General features: G+C 43.7%; 16 protein-coding genes. 8 read left to right on the forward strand and 8 right to left on the reverse strand.

The genetic code is table 11. The features are described from left to right. Window positions 1–7 precede the first annotated feature (7 nt). A complete protein-coding gene (locus ABJV04_RS19960; protein ID WP_348493353.1) occupies window positions 8–1,093 on the reverse strand; it encodes a 4-oxalomesaconate tautomerase in 1,086 nt (361 codons plus the stop codon). Window positions 1,094–1,096: 3 nt separating this feature from the next. After that, on the reverse strand, window positions 1,097–1,783 hold the full coding sequence (locus tag ABJV04_RS19965; RefSeq protein WP_348493354.1) for a 4-carboxy-4-hydroxy-2-oxoadipate aldolase/oxaloacetate decarboxylase: 687 nt from the start codon (window positions 1,781–1,783) through the stop codon (window positions 1,097–1,099). A 130-nt stretch (window positions 1,784–1,913) separates the two neighbouring features. On the opposite strand from ABJV04_RS19965, the gene ABJV04_RS19970 reads away from it, so the two are divergent. Next, entirely contained in the window at window positions 1,914–3,107 is a 1,194-nt protein-coding gene (locus ABJV04_RS19970; RefSeq protein WP_348493355.1) for a LysR family transcriptional regulator, read from the forward strand. A gap of 84 nt (window positions 3,108–3,191) precedes the next feature. Here the strand turns inward: ABJV04_RS19970 and ABJV04_RS19975 are convergent, their stop codons facing one another. From ABJV04_RS19975 to ABJV04_RS19995, 5 genes are all read right to left on the reverse strand, one after another. Next, window positions 3,192–3,422, reverse strand: a complete 231-nt coding sequence (locus ABJV04_RS19975) for a hypothetical protein (protein ID WP_348493356.1) — start codon at window positions 3,420–3,422, stop codon at window positions 3,192–3,194. Between the two features lie 33 nt (window positions 3,423–3,455). Next, window positions 3,456–5,945 (reverse strand): TonB-dependent receptor, encoded by a 2,490-nt coding sequence (locus ABJV04_RS19980; RefSeq protein WP_348493357.1) that lies wholly within the window; start codon window positions 5,943–5,945, stop codon window positions 3,456–3,458. Window positions 5,946–6,524: 579 nt separating this feature from the next. Further along, complete coding sequence (gene catA, locus ABJV04_RS19985) at window positions 6,525–7,460, reverse strand: catechol 1,2-dioxygenase (RefSeq protein WP_348493358.1); 936 nt, start codon at window positions 7,458–7,460, stop codon at window positions 6,525–6,527. 31 nt (window positions 7,461–7,491) lie between these two features. After that, the gene (catC, locus tag ABJV04_RS19990) at window positions 7,492–7,770 is read right to left on the reverse strand and encodes a muconolactone Delta-isomerase (RefSeq protein ID WP_348493359.1); all 279 of its coding nucleotides are present in this window, start codon (window positions 7,768–7,770) and stop codon (window positions 7,492–7,494) included. Between the two features lie 15 nt (window positions 7,771–7,785). Beyond that, a complete protein-coding gene (locus ABJV04_RS19995) occupies window positions 7,786–8,901 on the reverse strand; it encodes a muconate/chloromuconate family cycloisomerase (protein WP_348493360.1) in 1,116 nt (371 codons plus the stop codon). A gap of 102 nt (window positions 8,902–9,003) precedes the next feature. Between ABJV04_RS19995 and ABJV04_RS20000 the strand changes: the two genes are divergently transcribed. After that, window positions 9,004–9,903 carry a LysR family transcriptional regulator gene (locus tag ABJV04_RS20000; protein ID WP_348493361.1) on the forward strand — a complete coding sequence of 300 codons (900 nt, stop codon included), beginning with the start codon at window positions 9,004–9,006 and terminating at the stop codon, window positions 9,901–9,903. A 54-nt stretch (window positions 9,904–9,957) separates the two neighbouring features. On the opposite strand, the gene ABJV04_RS20005 is transcribed toward ABJV04_RS20000, so the two are convergent. After that, window positions 9,958–10,737, reverse strand: coding sequence for an IclR family transcriptional regulator C-terminal domain-containing protein (locus ABJV04_RS20005; protein WP_348493362.1), 780 nt, complete (start codon window positions 10,735–10,737; stop codon window positions 9,958–9,960). A gap of 244 nt (window positions 10,738–10,981) precedes the next feature. Here ABJV04_RS20005 and ABJV04_RS20010 point away from each other — a divergent pair, with 244 nt between their 5' ends. The 6 genes from ABJV04_RS20010 to ABJV04_RS20035 all read left to right on the forward strand — a co-directional run bounded on the left by ABJV04_RS20010 (window position 10,982) and on the right by ABJV04_RS20035 (window position 18,324). After that, window positions 10,982–11,797, forward strand: a complete 816-nt coding sequence (locus ABJV04_RS20010; protein WP_348493363.1) for a CoA-transferase — start codon at window positions 10,982–10,984, stop codon at window positions 11,795–11,797. A gap of 1 nt (window position 11,798) precedes the next feature. Beyond that, complete coding sequence (locus ABJV04_RS20015) at window positions 11,799–12,617, forward strand: CoA-transferase subunit beta (protein ID WP_348493364.1); 819 nt, start codon at window positions 11,799–11,801, stop codon at window positions 12,615–12,617. After that, on the forward strand, window positions 12,617–13,819 hold the full coding sequence (pcaF, locus tag ABJV04_RS20020; RefSeq protein ID WP_348493365.1) for a 3-oxoadipyl-CoA thiolase: 1,203 nt from the start codon (window positions 12,617–12,619) through the stop codon (window positions 13,817–13,819). The genes ABJV04_RS20015 and pcaF overlap by 1 nt, the downstream gene beginning before the upstream one ends. An 8-nt stretch (window positions 13,820–13,827) precedes the next feature. Then, complete coding sequence (locus ABJV04_RS20025; RefSeq protein WP_348493366.1) at window positions 13,828–14,604, forward strand: alpha/beta fold hydrolase; 777 nt, start codon at window positions 13,828–13,830, stop codon at window positions 14,602–14,604. A 480-nt stretch (window positions 14,605–15,084) separates the two neighbouring features. Next, window positions 15,085–16,377 carry a PEP-CTERM sorting domain-containing protein gene (locus tag ABJV04_RS20030; protein WP_348493367.1) on the forward strand — a complete coding sequence of 431 codons (1,293 nt, stop codon included), beginning with the start codon at window positions 15,085–15,087 and terminating at the stop codon, window positions 16,375–16,377. A 444-nt stretch (window positions 16,378–16,821) separates the two neighbouring features. Further along, window positions 16,822–18,324: a CoA-acylating methylmalonate-semialdehyde dehydrogenase gene (locus ABJV04_RS20035; RefSeq protein WP_348493368.1), complete on the forward strand. Its 1,503-nt coding sequence runs from the start codon at window positions 16,822–16,824 to the stop codon at window positions 18,322–18,324. The last annotated feature ends 40 nt before the right edge of the window (window positions 18,325–18,364 follow it).

An 18,364-nucleotide genomic window follows, 5' to 3' on the forward strand; every position in this document is an offset into this window, starting at 1 on the left:
TTTCGTTTTATTCGCTAGCCGATACCATGGCTTCGCCACGCATCAATAATCGTGCAGTACGTAATAATGCCGCACGATTTACCATAAAGTTTTCAAAATTATCCGTTCCGGTCACATCCATCTCGACAATAAACTGGCCAGTAGGGTGTTCGACTTCAATGTTCATGCAGCCGTCACTAAAGGATTGTTTTATAATTTGATTTGCCACCGTGCCTTGTAAAACACACGCGGTAGCGACACTGACAGAACCGAGCACACCGATGGCTTCATGTACGCGATGGGGGATAAAGGTGCGGGTGTTAACCAGACCGCCTTTTAAGGCAGGCGATATTAAACTCATTTTAGGGACAGTTTTGTTAGTCACATCACCTAAATTCATCCGTTTTCCAGCTTCTAACCGAATAGCTTCAATCTTTTGTTTTAAATCCGAATTGGCTTCCAATTCAGCGGGCGATTCATCCCCTTTTAAAGCAAAGGAAGAGGCATTCAATAGCACCACTGGCATGCCATTGTCGATACAGGTAACCGGGACATCTAAAATAGTATCTTGCGCATTTCCGGTGGGAAAAAGCCGACCACAACTAGAGCCCGCAACATCTAAAAAGTCGATTAATATAGGCGCAGCAGTGCCAGGTACACCGTCAATAGTCGCGGTACCTTCATAATTAACCTGCTTATTCGGAGTTTGAATTCTCGCCACTGCATTTGAGCCAGTATTAAGCATATGAATACGCACATCTGTTTGCTCGTTTTGGCTTGGGATCAAACCTTTTTCTAAGGCAAACGCTCCGACTCCCGCCAGTATATTTCCACAGTTTTGTGCGTCACTTACTTGCGCTTTATCTACCGCAACTTGCAAAAACAAATAATCAACATCTGTATCTTTACGACTGGACTTACTGACAATCGCCACTTTACTAGTCAGTGGATGTGCGCCACCCAATCCATTTATTTGACGTTCATCAGGCGATCCCATAATCGACAGCAATAAGGTATTTCTCAATTCTACATCCGTGGGTAAATCATCCTCTAGAAAATAAAGTCCTTTGGATGTGCCACCACGCATTATGTAACAAGGAATTCCCTTCAACATGGCTTATTGCTCGTCATACTTAACGTATTTAAGACCTTTTTCGGCCAGTCTTTCACGCATATTGTAAATATCTAAGCCTAATTCACCATTTTCGAAACGCACTCGTTTCGATTCTTCGTTGGCTACTCGCTGTTCCACTTTACTCCAAACATCATCGGTTTCTTCGCGCTTAACGACTACAACACCATCTTCGTCAGCAACAACCATATCTCCAGGACGTATGTATGCGCCCGCACAGGTTATTGGAACATTTACATTAGCAATCGTTTCTTTAACACAACCCTGTGAAAATATGGCTTTGGACCAGACTGGGAAATTCATTTCCGTAAGTGTAGCTGTATCTCTCACTCCACCTTCAATAATCAACCCTACAACACCGCGAGCTTTCAAAGACGTTGCAAGTAAGTCACCAAAAAAACCATCTACACTTGGACTCGTAGGTTTTACAACTAACACGTCGCCAGGTTGACACTGCTCTACAGCCACATGAATCATCCAGTTATCACATGGAGCAACCTCACAAGTAACCGCAGGACCAGCAATTTTGGCTGGTTTATATATAGGTTTCATATACTCAGCCAATAGCCCTTTACGCCCTTGCGCTTCGTGAACCGTGGCTACTTCGGCACCTTTATATTTAGCAACAGTGGATTTGTCAGGACGAGGAATATCAGTTACACAAATTGCCATAGTAAAAACCTTCTACTCAAATAATCTAGAGAGTAGATTATGCACACATGAATTCAAAATAGCTGTTTAGAAAGCTGTCAATTAGCATTAGTTTTTTCTATAATGAATTATTCACTTAAAACTCAACACTATGAATTACAACCTTAGACACCTACTTTGTGCATTAGAAATAAAACAATCCGGCAAACTTAGTGTTGCAGCAAAGTCTATTCATTTATCACAATCTGCATTAACACAAGGTATAAACAAACTTGAATCATCTTTGGGTGAATTGCTATTTATCCGAGCCCACTCCGGCATGTTTCCTACCGCTTCCGGAGAGCGCTTTTTACTGCGAGTAGAGCGCGCTTTTCAACATCTTCAAAATTTTGCAAACGCCTTGTTTGCTAATGACAAAGGAAAACGACACTCATTTATTCGTTCAGTTACGATTCGTCAACTTAACTCACTGATAAATATTGCTGAGCTCGAAAGTTACACGGCGGCTGCGGCCCGCATGCACTTAACGCAGCCAACACTGCACCGCGCTATTAAAGATCTTGAAAATCTTTGTGAACAAACACTATTCACTCGCACCCCCAGTGGCGTCGAACCTAACTGGCGCGCTCGTCAATTAAGACGATACGCCAGTTTATTTTTTGCCGAATTACATCAAGGCATAGTTGAAATTGGCGAGCAAGCAGGCCGGATGGATGGATCAATAAGTATTGGTAGCTTGCCGTTAGCAAGAACAGAGATTGTGCCGCAGTGTGTGCTGCAACTGGTTAAGGAATTTCCTGATGCACAAGTGAGTGTTATTGACGGTCCTTATGAAGAGCAGTTACATGCCTTACTTCATGGACAACTAGACATGATAGTCGGTGCCTTGCGTTTTCCCACTCCCCATGAAGAAATAGTGCAGCACAGTCTGTTTGACGATCAATTAAGTATTGTGGTGAAAGCCCAGCACCCACTAGCAAACCGCAAACAGATTAGTAATGCTGAATTGCAGGCACTAAAATGGGTTGCACCCAGTCATGGAGCACCCGCTCGCCAAGTCTTTACCGATTTGTTTAAAAGTCGCGGTATAGAACCCCCCTCACAATTAATCGAATGCAGTGGTTTGGTTACTATTCGTGGAATTTTACTGGGTAGCGAACGCGCAGCATTATTGCCTGCTCGTCAAGTAGATGTTGAAGTTAAAAGTGGTTTGCTAGCCGTGTGTCCTATGCCGTTAGTCGGCACAAACAGACAAATTGGCCTATCTACTCGCAAAAACTGGAAACCAACACTCATTCAACAGCGTCTTATAGATATTATCGGAGAACGTACGGTCGACGAGTAACAGGTAATTCTTATTTTAAAGTCATTAAGATATCGTGCTATTTTTTCGGAGCTCACTAGCACTTTGGCGCCTATAAATTAGTCTTTACTTTGCCTCACTAACTAGCAGTTGATGAAGGATAGTATTTGCAGTCCATTGCGGTAGCTTTGCATTAGTTTGTAAACATCGAACACGCATTCCATTTAACCCTAACTCTTTTACATTCACAGCATTTTTTATGCGTGTTCGATAAGCTTGCGCTAACCCATCCAGAACTTGGATAAAACCGAAGTCTGGCTCGCCACGATAACGGGCGAGCATATTGACAATAAGCACATAGCCATCTACTTCAGCTCTATCGTGCCCTTCCTAATAGAAGTCAACTCTAAGTCGCAGCCCAAAGGTACGAGGTGGATTGTGAATAGCGTATGTAAGCCCACGGTTGTTAACATTAGAGTTAGCCACAAATGTCTCATCGGTCGCATTGCGAACAAACATAGATACAGTCCAGTTAATATCGCCAGATGTAGACATAAGCGTGGCATCTAAGTCTAGCGTTGTATAAGACTTTGCTTCTGTCGCATCGACAAATAAGAAATTAGTTTCTTGCTCAGAACGATGAGACGCCTGTGCAGTCAAGGTCAAATTATATTTGTCGAACTCGATATTGTGGTTTATTGCCATGCCAGCACCGAAATCAGGAGAATACAATAAGCTTTCTCCAGAACAATCGTAATTTTCGACTGCACCTGTTACGCCTGTTGATTCACACCCAAACCGACCTCGTCCAGGGTCCGATACCAGCGTCAATGAATCATAGGTCGAATCTAGGAATTGAACATTACCGCTTATCGTGGTGTTAATGCCTACGTTCCAAATCATATCTATATCTAAGCCTTGAATGGTAGAGTCACCATTAGCAATCGGAAACGACGATGCGCTATCTAAAGTAGTAAAATAAGTAACTTGCTGCCCATCATACTTCCAATGAAATGCTTCTAAGTTAAGTTGAAGGGTGTTGTCTAAAAAACGATTTTTCGAACCTATGGTAAATGCATCGATATATTCTGGGTCATATGTAGGCGATACGGCAGATAAATCTACACCACCTGCGCGATAACCAGTTTCGAAAGTTGCGTACAATAGGTTTGAGTCGGCCACGTCATACTCTAGGCCAATTCGATATGTAGTTTCACTGTAATCTAAGTCTGCCTGTATGAATCCCTCACCCACATTTGCCATTGTCGCTATTTGAGGAGAGATATTTCCTGGAATTGTAAAGGGATAAGCTGGAGGAGGCCCCATGCCGGGAATAGTTGCAACTGAGTCTGGAGCAATTAATCCTTCATTGACAAAGTACGCGATGAATTCATCCCGATCTGAAGTGATAGGGTGAGCTGGCATAGCGCCAGAGGCACAACCGTTACCAAAACTTGCAGGCGGTGTTAGAAAATCGCCGCTAGCGGGTGTACCACCACAAAAGGTAACAAACGTATCACTAATACCCTCAACGTATTTCTTATCTTCGGTGTAACGCAAACCTAGATTTATGCGGAAACTTTCCGAAATGTCATATGTTCCCTGACCAAATACAGCCCATGAGTCACCACCATTTTCATAGTTTTGGATTGGCGAGGCATAGTTTTGCGCGAACACACCACTGGTTTGAATTTCTTCGTCAAAATAGAATGCGCCTAAAATACCATTAAAGGGACCTTCGAAATCAGTCGTAAAGCGCGCCTCTATGCTCGTTTGCTCATTTTCCTCGCTCGTTTTAGCGGGGGCAAATCCAGGACCAACAAAAGTGTACTCTTGATCTGATTTTCTGTACGCGGGGATCACACTAAACGTACCTGATTCAGTTGTGTAATTTAATTCAACCATCAAGCCTGTAAATGAAAGATCCTGACCTAAATCGTCAATACTTAACGGTTTATACGGTGCAAAAGATGGCGTGTGCAGCACACCAGTTCGAATGTCGTTCGCTGCATCTGAGGTAGGGCCCGAAAAAAGAGCAATCTCTGAAGGAGTAAAATCAGTTAGACTGCCTGAGTCATTGCTAAACGTGCCTATTAGGTCACCGCCTTGGCCAACCCCTGAATTTTCAGAATAATCTGCCGCAAAACGAATATTAAAGTCTTCAGAAGGTTCATAATAAACTTGAGCTCGAAGAGCAAACGTATCTGCATCATTAGTACCATCGTCAGAGTAACCATCCCGTTGCAACGAGTTAACTGATAATCTCAACGCAGCATCATCGCCAATCGGTGCATTGTAAGCTCCTTGAAAGCCTACTCTTGAATAATTTCCTACCTCAACTTGAGCGTAGCCTGAGGTTTCCATTAACTGAGGCTTCTCGGGGATGTAATTTACGACACCACCCGTTGCGTTACGACCGTATAGCGTTCCTTGAGGCCCTTTTAGAATCTCAACCCGTTCTAAGTCGAAAAGAGCTTGTCCCGCAGCACCACTTGAGCGTCCTAGATAAACACCATCAACGTTTTGCGCAACGGCAGCATCAGTTAACGGATTGACTGTCAACGCCCCTACTCCACGAACAAAGATACTTGTCAGTGGGCCACCGCCAGGACTTATTCCTAGTGAAGGAGAGAGCCTTCCGAGGTCTTGACCAGAATCAAGACCCTGACGAGTCAGTGAATCCTGATTGACCGCTAACATTGGTACAGCAGCGTCTTGTAATGACTGAGACTTGCGTTGAGCCGTTACCATAATTGTTTCAATGGCAGCGCTTTCGTCAGCCTCCGTTTCTTGGTTTGCAGTTTCTTGCGCTGCAGCTTGCAGTGATAATGCTGAAAGCGCCAGAAGCGGAAAATATAAAGATAGCTTTTTTAGTTTCATGTGAAGTCCCCAATAGTTATTGCTGTACCAAATTCGCTATGTAATGCTCGATGCTACAAAGCAGCCCAATGTTAAAATTTAGTATCAGGCACAATACTTTATTAACGATTTGATTTCATTTATTTAACATAGAGTAAATGTAGGAATTGATAAAATCGAATATTTTGATATTAACTATCCATGTAGTCGATACCACTGCCCCTTAGTCAAAGTGGCATTTTGCTCAATCAGGCAATATATATAGCTATCGTAAGCTCTACTCTGACTTACAGGGTATTGGAGAAAAATTCGGCATCAATGGTGTTTACAAACTGAAGAAGTAAAAAGAGGCAATAACCCAAGTCGTCTCTCGAAAACTCATTACCTTAATATTTGATGAGTAAAAAATACTGACAACTAAAAACGTTAAGCCGATAAAACAAAAGGAGAAGTAAAGTTACGCCAATGAAAAAGCTAAAAAGTCATGTCTGGTGAAATATCACCCACAAAAAAAGAGCCCTAATGGGCTCTTTGCGGTTTACGTCTGAGGCTTTTATAACCTTCTTTTTATAAACATCTTAATACTCTTTGAGCGGCAAATTACGCCTGCTCTAAAGATACTCGGGCACGAGGATGCGCTTGTTGGATAGTTTCTTTGTCGGTTTTAACTAAAGTTACGTCAAATTCAACGTCCAAATATTCCCCTTTAAAACCATACTCGCTAATTAAGCTGGCATCGTTTACTGGATTTGCATCCACAACCAGTTCGTCGCGGGTAGCGAAAGCGAAGTCGTCGAATGTGTATTCGTCACCAGCCAGATTGATTTGCGAGGTAAGGTGTTTAAATTTAGGTTTAGATACAAAGTAATGGATGTGCGCAGGTCTGTTGCCATGACGACCTAAGTTTTCCAGGACTTTCATGGTAGAACCACCTGGAGGGCAGCCATATCCGCTAGGTACGATTGAGCGCACTAGATATTTACCATTTTCATCGGTACGAATTCTACGACGTAAATTAAACTCACTTTGGCTTGGATCAAAGTACGAATATGCGCCTTTGGTATCCGCATGCCAGATATCGACCATGGCATTGGCAATCGGGTTGCCTTGCTCGTCTTTAACACAACCATGTAATAACATTTCTTGGCCCGGCGTATTGCCGTCGTCCATTTTGTCGCCTTGTTGCACAATAGGCGCGCCTTCTACGTAAAGTGGGCCTTCGATTGTCCGTGGTGTGCCACCAGCAATGCCAGCTAACTCATCTTTAGCATCTTCACGAATATCTAAATAGTGGTCAAAGCCAAGGCCTGGTGCTAGTAAAACCGCTTCTTTATTGGTCCCTAATTCATTTAGGTAATTAGCGCCTTGCCAAAACTCTTCTGGGGTAATGTCCAAGTCTTCTATCATTTGATAAATGTCTGATAAAAATCTATGCATTATGGCTTTAAAACGGGGGTTGCCGCCTTCTTTATCTAGGCCCGCCGCCTTTTTTAATAGAGCTTGTACTGCTTCTGTTTGCATTGTTTTAACGCTCATAAAAATCTCCAAGTACGCTAATTGATTATGATTAATTTATGGAAGATGGGTGACTACACAGAGGGGTCACTGTCATTTCCATGTAGGGATATAAAGGAAGCCCCATCAAAATCTCGTGGAGGTGTGCGTTATCTTTCACGTCAAAAATACTAACATTGGCATATTGCCCTACAACGCGCCAAAGGTGCTTCCAAATACCTTGCTGCTGTAGCTGCTCGGCATATTTCTTTTCTGTTGCTTTTATTTCATCAAATTGCTCTTTAGGCATATCTTTTGGTGGAATTACGGTCATATTTACTTGAAATAGCATATTTGTATCCTCGCGCTACTTGCGCACATATTGAGTGAATTTGTCTTCGTCTATCTCTAACCCTAAACCTGGCAAAGTTGGGATTTCGACACCAAAATCGCGGTACTTAAGGGGAGTTTTGATAAAATCATCTTTGAGTAGTAGTGGGCCGAACATCTCCGTCCCGAACTGCATATTAGGTACCGTTGACCATGCGTGTAATGCTGCGGCAGTGCCTATCGAACCTTCCAATAAGGTGCCACCATACACATCAATACCGGCAGCGGCGCAAACTACGGCAACATCAAGTGCGCCTTTTAGCCCACCTGCTTTGGCTATTTTCAGTGCCACAGAACCAGCGAAACCTTGCTTTGCTAAGATATAAGCGTCATGTTTATCGGCAATTGATTCATCGGCCAGAATTGGGATATTGAATTTCTCAGAAAGTCTAACCAAAGCCGCATAGTCTTTTGCTGGTGTTGGCTGTTCTACCAAATCAATGCCAGCATCTTGTAGCGCTTGCATCCCCTTCACGGCGTTAATTTCATTCCATGCTTGATTAACATCTACACGAATACTGATATCACTGCCAAGGGCTTGTTTTACCGCTTTGACGTGGGCAACATCTTCTGCCACAGCCCTAGCGCCAATTTTCATCTTAAAATGACAATGCCTTTTTAGTTCAATCATTTTTTGCGCTTCGGCGATATCTTTTTCAGTATCACCGGAAGCCAGCACCCAAAGGCAATCTAGTTTTTGATGGCAAGCTCCGCCGAGTAATTCGGAAACAGGCACGCCCAATTGCTTTCCTCGTAAATCGAGTAAGGCTGTTTCCACTGCCGATTTTGCAATATAATTTCCGCGAACAGATTGATTAAGCTCTTGCATAAAGGCATTTATGCTAGTGATAGGTTTGTTCAGAACAAGAGGGGCAATGTACTTGTCGATATTAGTTTTTATGCTTTCTGGGCTTTCAGGACCATAGGCTAATCCGCCAATAGTAGTGCCTTCACCTATCCCCTCAAGACCGTTATCATCATTAATGCGCACAATTACCATAGATTGTACCGACATCGACGTCATCGACAGTTTATGTGGTCTTATTGTCGGAATGTCCACAATAAAAGTGTTGATACTTGTAATCTTGCTCATGTTAGAAATATGTTACCTTGCAGTTAAAGTTTGTTTAATTTAAATGCTATTTTGTGTCGTTACCAATATTGAATTAGTCGTAAGCAATACCTTGGAGGTATGATGGAGTTAAGGCATTTACGTTATTTTTGTGCTGTTGCAGAAGAGTTGAACTTAACCAATGCGGCCAAAAAACTGTTTATTGCGCAACCACCTTTAACCAGACAAATCAAACAGTTAGAGGAAGAAATAGGGGTTATTCTGTTCGACCGCCATCCCCGAGGATTAACCTTAACACCGGCTGGTCAGTACTTTTGGCAACATGCTAAACAGATTCTATCTAAGGTATCGGTCACCATTGAAGATACTCGCCGTGTTGCTCAAAGTGGCAAAACCGTCTTTGGAATTGGCTTTGTGCCTTCGGTTTTTTATGGACAGTTTCCCACTATGGTTAGAAGGTTGCGGCAAAATACCAATGCTGAAGTAATTTTGTATGAACTCAAAACTCGCGACCAATTAGACGCATTAAAGGCCGGTAAAATAGATATAGGTTTGGGCCGCATTTATATTAATGATCCGGAAATAGAACAATCCATTTTATTTCAAGAACCCATGTTAGTGGCAATGCACAAGGAGCATCCCTTAGCTGCTAAAACCTTAACTATGGCTGAGTTGGCAAAACTGCCAATGATTTTATATCCGGCAGGTCAAAGCCCTAACTTTGCAGACATTTGCATCGATTTATTTGCTCGAAATGGGTTAGACGTGCGCATTGCACAACAGGTAAACGATATTCAAACTGCATTAGCGTTAGTGGCTGCCGAAATGGGCGTAGCATTAGTACCCCAGCAGGTGAATCGTCTAACTCGAGATGATGTTGTGTTTGTTCAACTAGAAGATAAAACCATTACCAGCCCGGTAATTTGCAGTAGACGAAAAGAGCCTTACAACGACATAATGCAAACCGCCACCGTCATTCTCGATGAGTTGGTAGAAAAGCAAAAAAGCGAGCGCTCAAGCTAACTTCAACAAACTTATACAAGTGATATAAGTGCAAAGTTTTATACTAACAAGCGCTTATTTCGCATGGGCAGTAATGGATTTTGCCGCGTCTTGTAACGCCGGAAGGTACTTATCAATTAAGCTTTGCATAGACACCCGAAGTGAGTTGGTACTAATATTTGCGGCACCAAGGAGTTTGCCTTGATAATCAAATACTGGAACAGCAATCGATCTGAGTCCCAATTCTAATTCTTGATCAACCACACAAAAACCTTGCTGTTTGACGTCTTTGAGCATGTTAACAAAGCGGTTTTTATCGACGATACTATTGTCGGTATGCTCTAGCAGTTGCGCTCTGGCTAGCCAGTCTTTTTGCTCTGCTGCTGACAACTGAGCAAGTAACACTCTTCCCATAGAAGTGTAAGCTGCTGGTAATCTGGTACCTGGGGTAATATTAATAGACATTAATCGATGGGCAGCGGAGGAGCGGACTAAATAAATGATTTCGTCGTTATCGAGTATGGACAACGAACACGACTCTCCCAACTCTGATGTGACCGATTGTAAATAGTGCTGCACCACATCCAAATGATCGTTGCTAGCGTTAAAGGCATAACCAAGACGCAATACTTTGGGTGTTAACCTAAACTCACGGCCATCTTTGGCAATATATCCTAACGCATGGAGGGTTAATAAAAGCCTGCGAGCTTTTGCCCGATCCATACCGGTAATCTGTGCGACTTCTGACAAGGTCATTTTTTTATGTTGCACATCAAAAGCACTCAACACTTCAAGACCTGACGCCAAAGCCCCCACATAATCTCGATTATCTACTGATATTTTTTCGTCATTCATCGCTTTTTCTTTATTCGCCACTTTTTTGATGGACTAGGTTTTCTTCATCCACCTAACTAGGCACGTTGATTTAATTTTTGAGCTTAGAACATTCTATCTAATTCAGACAATTAAAACCCTTTTTATCAATATTCTAAGCTGTTTTAAATGATCCAGTGCACAGCTAGAACTTGACGATTTAAGGAGTATACATTACATTGTTCGCATATTGAATAAATGTTTGCATAACGAACAAGAGGCAAAAGTGGCTATTTTCAATTCACTCCAACAAGCAATATCTGAATCTGTTAACGATGGCGATACCCTTGCTTTAGAAGGCTTTACCCATCTAATTCCATTCGCCGCTGGGCACGAGATTATTCGTCAGAAAAAGCGCGAGCTGACCCTTGTGAGAATGACGCCGGATTTGATTTATGACCAATTAGTGGGAGCTGGCTGCGCCAAGAAATTGATTTTTTCATGGGGTGGTAATCCAGGTGTAGGCTCATTGCATCGTCTACGAGATGCATTCCAAAATGATTACCCACACGCCCTAGAGTCTGTTGAACATAGTCATGCCGCTATGGCCAATGCCTATGAAGCCGGTGCCGCAGGTCTACCGATGGCGGTATTTCGAGGTTATATTGGTAGTGAATTGCCCGATGTGAATGACGCCATCTCTTCGGTGAAATGTCCGTTTACTGGGGAAGAACTAGCTTGCGTTCCAGCCATAAAACCTGACGTCGGTATTATCCATGCACAAAAAGCCGATCGCCAAGGTAATGTGTTAATTGAAGGCATTGTGGGAGTGCAAAAAGAGGTCGTTTTAAGCTCAAAATGCAGCATAGTAACCGTTGAAGAAATTGTAGATGACCTCAATGCAGGCCCAAATTCTTGCGTTTTACCTGGGTGGACCATCAATCATATTGCGGTTGCACCTAAAGGTGCTCACCCTTCCTACGCCCATGGCTACTATCAACGTGACAACCAATATTATCTAGATTGGGATGCTATCAGCAGAGACAGAGCACGTTTCAATCAATGGTTAGAAGACGAAATTCTGCAAACGGGAGCAAACTAATATGACTGCCAATTATACCCCAGCTGAAATGATGACAGTGACTGCAGCCCGTGCGCTGTCCAATAATATGACCTGTTTTGTAGGCATAGGTTTACCTAGTGAAGCGGCCAACGTGGCACGCATGACCCATGCGCCAGACATTACCCTAATTTATGAATCAGGCACAATCCAAACTAAACCGGAAATTTTACCCCTATCCATTGGTGACGGTGAGCTATGTGAATCGGCGTTAACCACAGTATCTGTGCCAGAAATGTTTCGCTATTGGTTACAAGGTGGCCATATTGATGTGGGATTTTTAGGCACAGCGCAAATTGATAAATACGCAAACTTGAATACCACAGTGATAGCCGCAAATGATGGCGCAAGCACAAAACAAGGTAAGACAAGTTACGCTAACCCTAAGGTGCGATTACCTGGCGGTGGCGGTGCCCCTGAAATATCCACCAACGCAAAAGAAGTGTTTATTACTGTAAAACACTCTACTCGTACCTTTGTAGAACAAGTGGACTTTGTTACTACTGTAGGCTTTGGCCGTGACGGCAAGGTACGGGATCAGCATCCTCAAATTGGTCGAGGCCCCACCGTTGTGATCACTGATTTATGTATTCTTAAACCGGATCCTGATACAAAAGAATTAGTGGTTGTTAGCCTGCATCCTGGTGTAACCGAAGAACAAGTTATAGGGGCTACTGGTTGGCCGATTAAATTTTCCCCTGAACTCACAACCACTCCGTCACCTAACGAACAAGAGTTGGATGTGCTGCGCAAACTAAAAGATAAAACAGCTCGTGCTCACTCAGCCCAAGGAGAAGTTTAATGTCGGCATTTATTTGTTCTCCAAAACGCTCTGCCATAGGCCGTTACGGTGGCGCTTTGGCAAAAGTTAGACCCGATGACATGCTAGCGCAAGTGATTAAAGCAGTGATAGCTGACACACCTAAGCTTGATACCGCCTGCATCGACGACGCTATTTTTGGTTGTGCTAATCAAGCCGGAGAAGACAACCGTAACGTGGCTCGCATGTCTACCCTACTGGCGGGTTTACCCGTTGATGTGCCGGCAGCCACCGTTAATCGTTTATGTGGTTCGGGAATGGATGCCATAGGAACAGCATTTAGATCCATTGCCAGCGACCAAGCCGATATTTATCTGGCTGGCGGTGTGGAATCCATGTCCCGTGCCCCCTTTGTCATGGGAAAGGCCAGCAATCCATACGATCGGGCTCAGAAAATGGAAGATACCACCATGGGATGGCGGTTTGTGAATCCACAACTCGACCGTCTTTATGGCACAGAAACCATGCCGCAGACTGCGGAAAACGTGGCTGAACGTTATAAAATCTCTCGTCATGACCAAGATGTGTTTGCTTATGCATCTCAGCAAAAAGCCCAACGTGCTAGGCTTGAAGGCCGTTTTGCCAAAGAAATCACGCCTATTGTTTACCAACCTAGACGTGGCGATGCCGTACAAATATTAGAAGATGAGCATTTACGCCCAGACACGACCTTAGACGCTTTAGGCAAATTAAAAACACCGTTTCGTGAGAATGGCAGTGTTACCGCGGGTAATGCTTCAGGTATTAACGATGGTGCGGCGGCGATGATTGTTGCCAGTGAACACGCGGTAAATTCCTATGACTTGCAGCCTGTGGCACGTGTAATAGGTATGGCAACGGCAGGGGTCGAACCGGCCTATATGGGAATTGGACCTGTGAACGCAGTGAAAAAACTGCTTTCACGAAGCAAAGTTAAACTTGAGGATATCGGGGTAATTGAATTAAATGAAGCTTTTGCAGCCCAAGGCTTAGCTTGTATTCGCGAACTCGGGTTACAAGATGATGATGACCGCATTAATCCCAATGGCGGTGCGATTGCATTGGGGCACCCACTGGGTATGTCAGGTGCACGTTTGGTGCAAACAGCCGCTATCCAGTTACAGCAAACTCAGCAAAAATATGCTTTATGTACAATGTGTATTGGTGTCGGCCAAGGCATTGCAATGTTAATAGAACGGGCGTAGGTAACAATATGAAAAATATCGACTCTTCAACCCACTTTGAGGTTTTAGGATCTCCTGCCAATCCAGCGATGGTGCTAGGCCACCCACTGGGAATGAACCTGCATGCGTGGGATGATATTGCAGACACCTTGGCAAGGGACTTTTATGTCATCAGATGGGACTTGCCAGGCCACGGACAAAGTCAGCCAGTGTCTAAACAAACAACGGCGCTTGCCGAGCTTGACCTAGTTAATCAATTACTTGAGGTGTGTGACGGCCTCAATATTGATACCTTCCACTATGTTGGAACATCAATTGGCGGCACTATTGGCCAACAACTAGCTATATTCCACCCTACTCGTTTACTAAGCCTCACCTTAACCAACACGGGCGCCAAAATTGGTACCGCCGAAGGTTGGGCGCAGCGGCAAAAAGCGGTGCTAGAACTTGGCTTAGCTCAAATGAGTACAGATATTGTAGCCAGATGGTTTAGTCCTCACTCCACTGAGCAGGATGCAAACCTCTTGGAAAAATGGCAACAAAATCTAGCTTCTACCGATAATCGCTCTTACGGGTTACTATGCGAATGGCTAGGCCAACGAGATCACAGTGAAACACTTCATTCAGTAGCTATCCCGCAAACTTTCATTGCCGGTACAGATGATGTGGCAACTCCCCCTGAGCTGGTAAGAACTTTGGCACAACTCATGGGCAAAGATGAGGTAATTGAACTTGAACATGTAGGCCATGTTCCATCAGTAGAGGCACCCGAAAAACTGCTAAGTATTCTGAGTCAATTACGCTAAGTCCTGAGTAGTTTGGCGCTGCTTTGTCCCTTGCCCTAAAATCATCACGGTATATTAGGGCGGGACATAAATTTTCCTATCAGGGCTAACAGAGACTGTCTAAATATACTGCCAGTAACTGCCACTTCGTTCCCCTGCAAATGTGTCATTTAAGTTACTCAGATTTATAACACTCTCGCCACCAAAACCATTACTGACCGCTGAGCTGCACTAATCGATAACTTGTCTTTGTTAGTGCGCTTTTTATTGACTGATTTTCAGCAACCTCACCTGTTTATTGTTAATAACAAGCCATTAAAACACCTATTAATCCCATAAAAAGTTTCTTTTTGATTCATATAGTTAATTATTTTTGCACAAAAACTGTTGAAAAAACCAACAAGTGTCAGCTACTATGACAAATGACAGCACATATGACATTTAGGCAAATGGCATGACAGCAAGGTAATTAACAAGGGTGATTAACAAGGAATAGCGATCATGAATAAACAAACATTTCAGCAATATAAATCTAGATTGGCACATTGCCGTAGGCAATGCTTAACCGGTTTGATGGCATTGATAATGACCACACCGATATTTGCCGGCCCAATAGTAACAACGGATTACGACTCCACGGTGGTCGTTACTTTAGAAAATTTAGACAAGAACATTGATGACCTACATCTAAGAATTGGCGATGTATCAAACACAGGGGCTGTACTTGGCTATTACACAGGTTCACAAAATGCTCGCCAGGTTGTAGCCGATTCGTACATTCGTTATGAAGATTCCTTCGGCAGCAACATTGGCTCCTATGAAGCAACAATTGTTCAAAGTGGTAATAGCGACGGTTTCAGCTATGCATCCGATATAGCAGCTGTAAATGCAGGGGGGAACCGCAGTCCACTGGTCGCATTAAATGCATCTGTATACAATCAATTTAGCGTGACAGAAGCAACCAAAGCCCGCATCAACGTAGCAATTTCTGGCAATACTTTTGCGGGTCGCAATTATGTCGGTCTTCAGATTGATGGGTATGGGGATAACGGTGAATTTGAACGTTTGTATTCCACCCCATCCCGTTTTGGTTCCACAGAAATAACAGGTACCGATAGCTTTGAGATCACTTTACAACAAGGCTTCACCTATGAGCTTAACGGAGAATCCCGCGGCAGCACCTTATATAGTGCCCCCCACGGTGGTCAAGCGCCACCTTCAAGCCTAGCTTACAGTTTATTGACCGCTCAATCACTGCTAGGTAACTCAGCCGAAAATAGCCTCAAGCCCGCAGCTAGTAATTATACTGGGGTGTATGGCACCGACTTTGCCCACCAATTTTTGTTGGACAGTGACGAGGTAGAAGATTTAGGCGGCTCGACCGTCTGGATCGATCCAGAAGTTGCAACAGGCTACGATTACAGTTTTGATGGTGCGGGATTGCTAGGAATCGATTTGCCTGATTTTAGCTTATTTGCTAACGCCACTTATCAGTTGTTCGACCTTTCGGGGAATCTGTTAGCAGATCTATTTTCCGGCGACTCCTTTGATTTTGCTAATGTTGTCGAGGGCTTTAGTTTACGTGGCATCGACCCAGATCTAGCCCTTGATCCCTATGCACCGGGCTTCACTATTGGGTTAAGGTTCGATACACCGGACATGAGCACCATTTTAATTACCCAAACGCCAATTACCGAAACGGTAGATGTTAATGCCATTCCGGCACCAAGCGTTCTTTGGTTGTTACTCTCTGGTGGCGCAGCTATGTTAATGGTAAGGCGTAAACAGGCTTAGTAGATTGCCCGCAAGTGTCCGCAAGGGTGAAGAACAGAAACTAAGTGGCAACTAAGTTCAAAACCTCGAACTAGGTTGCCATTATTTTTTGTTTGCTTGTATGTGGGAATTGCACGGAATAGCACTTAGGTCATAACAAGATAATCTAGATCCATTGATACCAACTTGCCTATTTCCCCCGTTGAAAATGAGGTCGCCAAAAAACTAAGATGTCTACATCGACTAACCTTAGGTCTGTCTTGAGCCTTTTAATAGGCTGAAATAGCCTGGTTTCACAAGCTAAATCAATGTCACTGTGTTTTTGCATCGCTGATGATTTTTTAGCATTCTATCGCTTACACTCAAAACCGCAATTTAGTCCATTATGTTCGCAAGATTATCAATCTCCTAGTTTGTTTAGCTATGCTAATCTTTAATTAATTGAACTGATACTTGAGAACACCTATGTCTGAACAAACGCAAAAAGTCCCACTGTTAATAAACGGTGAGTTGATTCCAAGTAAAACCCAGCAATGGTTGGCCGTTACCAATCCAGCGGATCAACAAGTGATAGCACAAGTGCCCTTAGCCACATCCCAAGAAGTGGAAGATGCAATCTCCTCAGCTAAAGCGGCATTTGAGACCTGGAAAGATGTCCCAGTTGGTGACAGAGCACGATTAATGCTGCGCTATCAAGCCCTGTTAAAAGAACATCATGACGAACTTGCTCGTTTACTCGCGCAAGAAACCGGTAAAACCTTTGCTGATGCCAAGGGCGATGTGTGGCGTGGAATTGAAGTGGTAGAACATGCCTGCAATATCGCGTCTTTGAGCATGGGTGAAATCCTTGAAAACGTTGCTAACAAGATTGATTGTTACAGCATTACCCAGCCTCTAGGTGTTTGTGTTGGCATTACGCCCTTTAACTTTCCAGCCATGATCCCCTTGTGGATGTTTCCCATGGCGATTGCCTGCGGAAATACCTTTGTACTTAAACCTTCAGAGCAAGATCCCCTTACGCCGATGCGACTGGCTGCGCTGTTTAAAGAAGCTGGCGCACCCGATGGTTTATTGCAAATAGTTCACGGTGGCAAAGAGGTAGTGAATCAACTGTTAACTCACAAAGATACCCCCGCCATCTCCTTTGTGGGCTCTGTTGCCGTGGGTGAACATATTTATCGCACCGGTACTGATCACCTAAAACGTGTACAAGCCTTTGCTGGGGCGAAAAATCATATGGTGGTTATGCCTGACGCTTCAAAAAATCAAGTTATTAATGCCATAGCTGGTGCCTCTGTTGGCGCAGCAGGACAGCGCTGCATGGCTATTTCAGTGGTCGTGTTAGTGGGCGAAACTAAACATTGGGTTGGTGAAATGCGTGACGCATTGGCAAAGGTTAAACCCGGTGTTTGGGATGATCCAGAAGCAGGTTACGGCCCACTGATTAATCCTCAAGCGAAACAACGAGTGTTAAACCTTATTCAAGAAGGCAAAGATGCAGGTGCCACCTGCCTACTCGATGGCAGTAACTTTGAAGTAGCCGGTTACCCTGACGGAAACTGGGTAGGGCCCACTCTATTCACCGATGTTACCCGCGACATGTCAATTTATCAGCAAGAGATATTTGGCCCAGTATTAATCGTGTTGGAAGTGGATACCTTGGAACAGGCCATTAACCTGATTAATGAAAACCCCTATGGCAACGGTACTTCCATTTATACATCTTCGGGCGCAGTTGCTCGTAAGTATCAACATGAAATTAAAGTGGGACAAGTGGGTATCAATGTGCCAGTTCCAGTGCCTTTACCCATGTTCTCTTTTACCGGCTGGCGAAAGTCCTTTTACGGCGATCAGCATGCTTATGGTAAACAAGCGGTTAAGTTTTATACTGAAACCAAAACCATCACCGCTCGCTGGTTCGAAGATGATATTGATACCGGTGTGAACACCACCATTGAACTGAAGTGATGTTCACTATTTGGCTATTTAACGTTTGTTTATTCAATTA

Source organism: Aliiglaciecola sp. (assembly GCF_039982535.1).
Lineage (GTDB): Bacteria > Pseudomonadota > Gammaproteobacteria > Enterobacterales > Alteromonadaceae > Aliiglaciecola.

Coding starts and splice junctions, on each gene's coding strand:
- ABJV04_RS19960 (WP_348493353.1), bottom strand. CDS start 1,093: ATGTTGAAGGGAATTCCTTGTTACATAATGCGTGGTGGCACATCCAAA.
- ABJV04_RS19965 (WP_348493354.1), bottom strand. CDS start 1,783: ATGGCAATTTGTGTAACTGATATTCCTCGTCCTGACAAATCCACTGTT.
- ABJV04_RS19970 (WP_348493355.1), top strand. CDS start 1,914: ATGAATTACAACCTTAGACACCTACTTTGTGCATTAGAAATAAAACAA.
- ABJV04_RS19980 (WP_348493357.1), bottom strand. CDS start 5,945: ATGAAACTAAAAAAGCTATCTTTATATTTTCCGCTTCTGGCGCTTTCA.
- catA (WP_348493358.1), bottom strand. CDS start 7,460: ATGAGCGTTAAAACAATGCAAACAGAAGCAGTACAAGCTCTATTAAAA.
- catC (WP_348493359.1), bottom strand. CDS start 7,770: ATGCTATTTCAAGTAAATATGACCGTAATTCCACCAAAAGATATGCCT.
- ABJV04_RS19995 (WP_348493360.1), bottom strand. CDS start 8,901: ATGAGCAAGATTACAAGTATCAACACTTTTATTGTGGACATTCCGACA.
- ABJV04_RS20000 (WP_348493361.1), top strand. CDS start 9,004: ATGGAGTTAAGGCATTTACGTTATTTTTGTGCTGTTGCAGAAGAGTTG.
- ABJV04_RS20005 (WP_348493362.1), bottom strand. CDS start 10,737: ATGAATGACGAAAAAATATCAGTAGATAATCGAGATTATGTGGGGGCT.
- ABJV04_RS20015 (WP_348493364.1), top strand. CDS start 11,799: ATGACTGCCAATTATACCCCAGCTGAAATGATGACAGTGACTGCAGCC.
- pcaF (WP_348493365.1), top strand. CDS start 12,617: ATGTCGGCATTTATTTGTTCTCCAAAACGCTCTGCCATAGGCCGTTAC.
- ABJV04_RS20025 (WP_348493366.1), top strand. CDS start 13,828: ATGAAAAATATCGACTCTTCAACCCACTTTGAGGTTTTAGGATCTCCT.
- ABJV04_RS20030 (WP_348493367.1), top strand. CDS start 15,085: ATGAATAAACAAACATTTCAGCAATATAAATCTAGATTGGCACATTGC.
- ABJV04_RS20035 (WP_348493368.1), top strand. CDS start 16,822: ATGTCTGAACAAACGCAAAAAGTCCCACTGTTAATAAACGGTGAGTTG.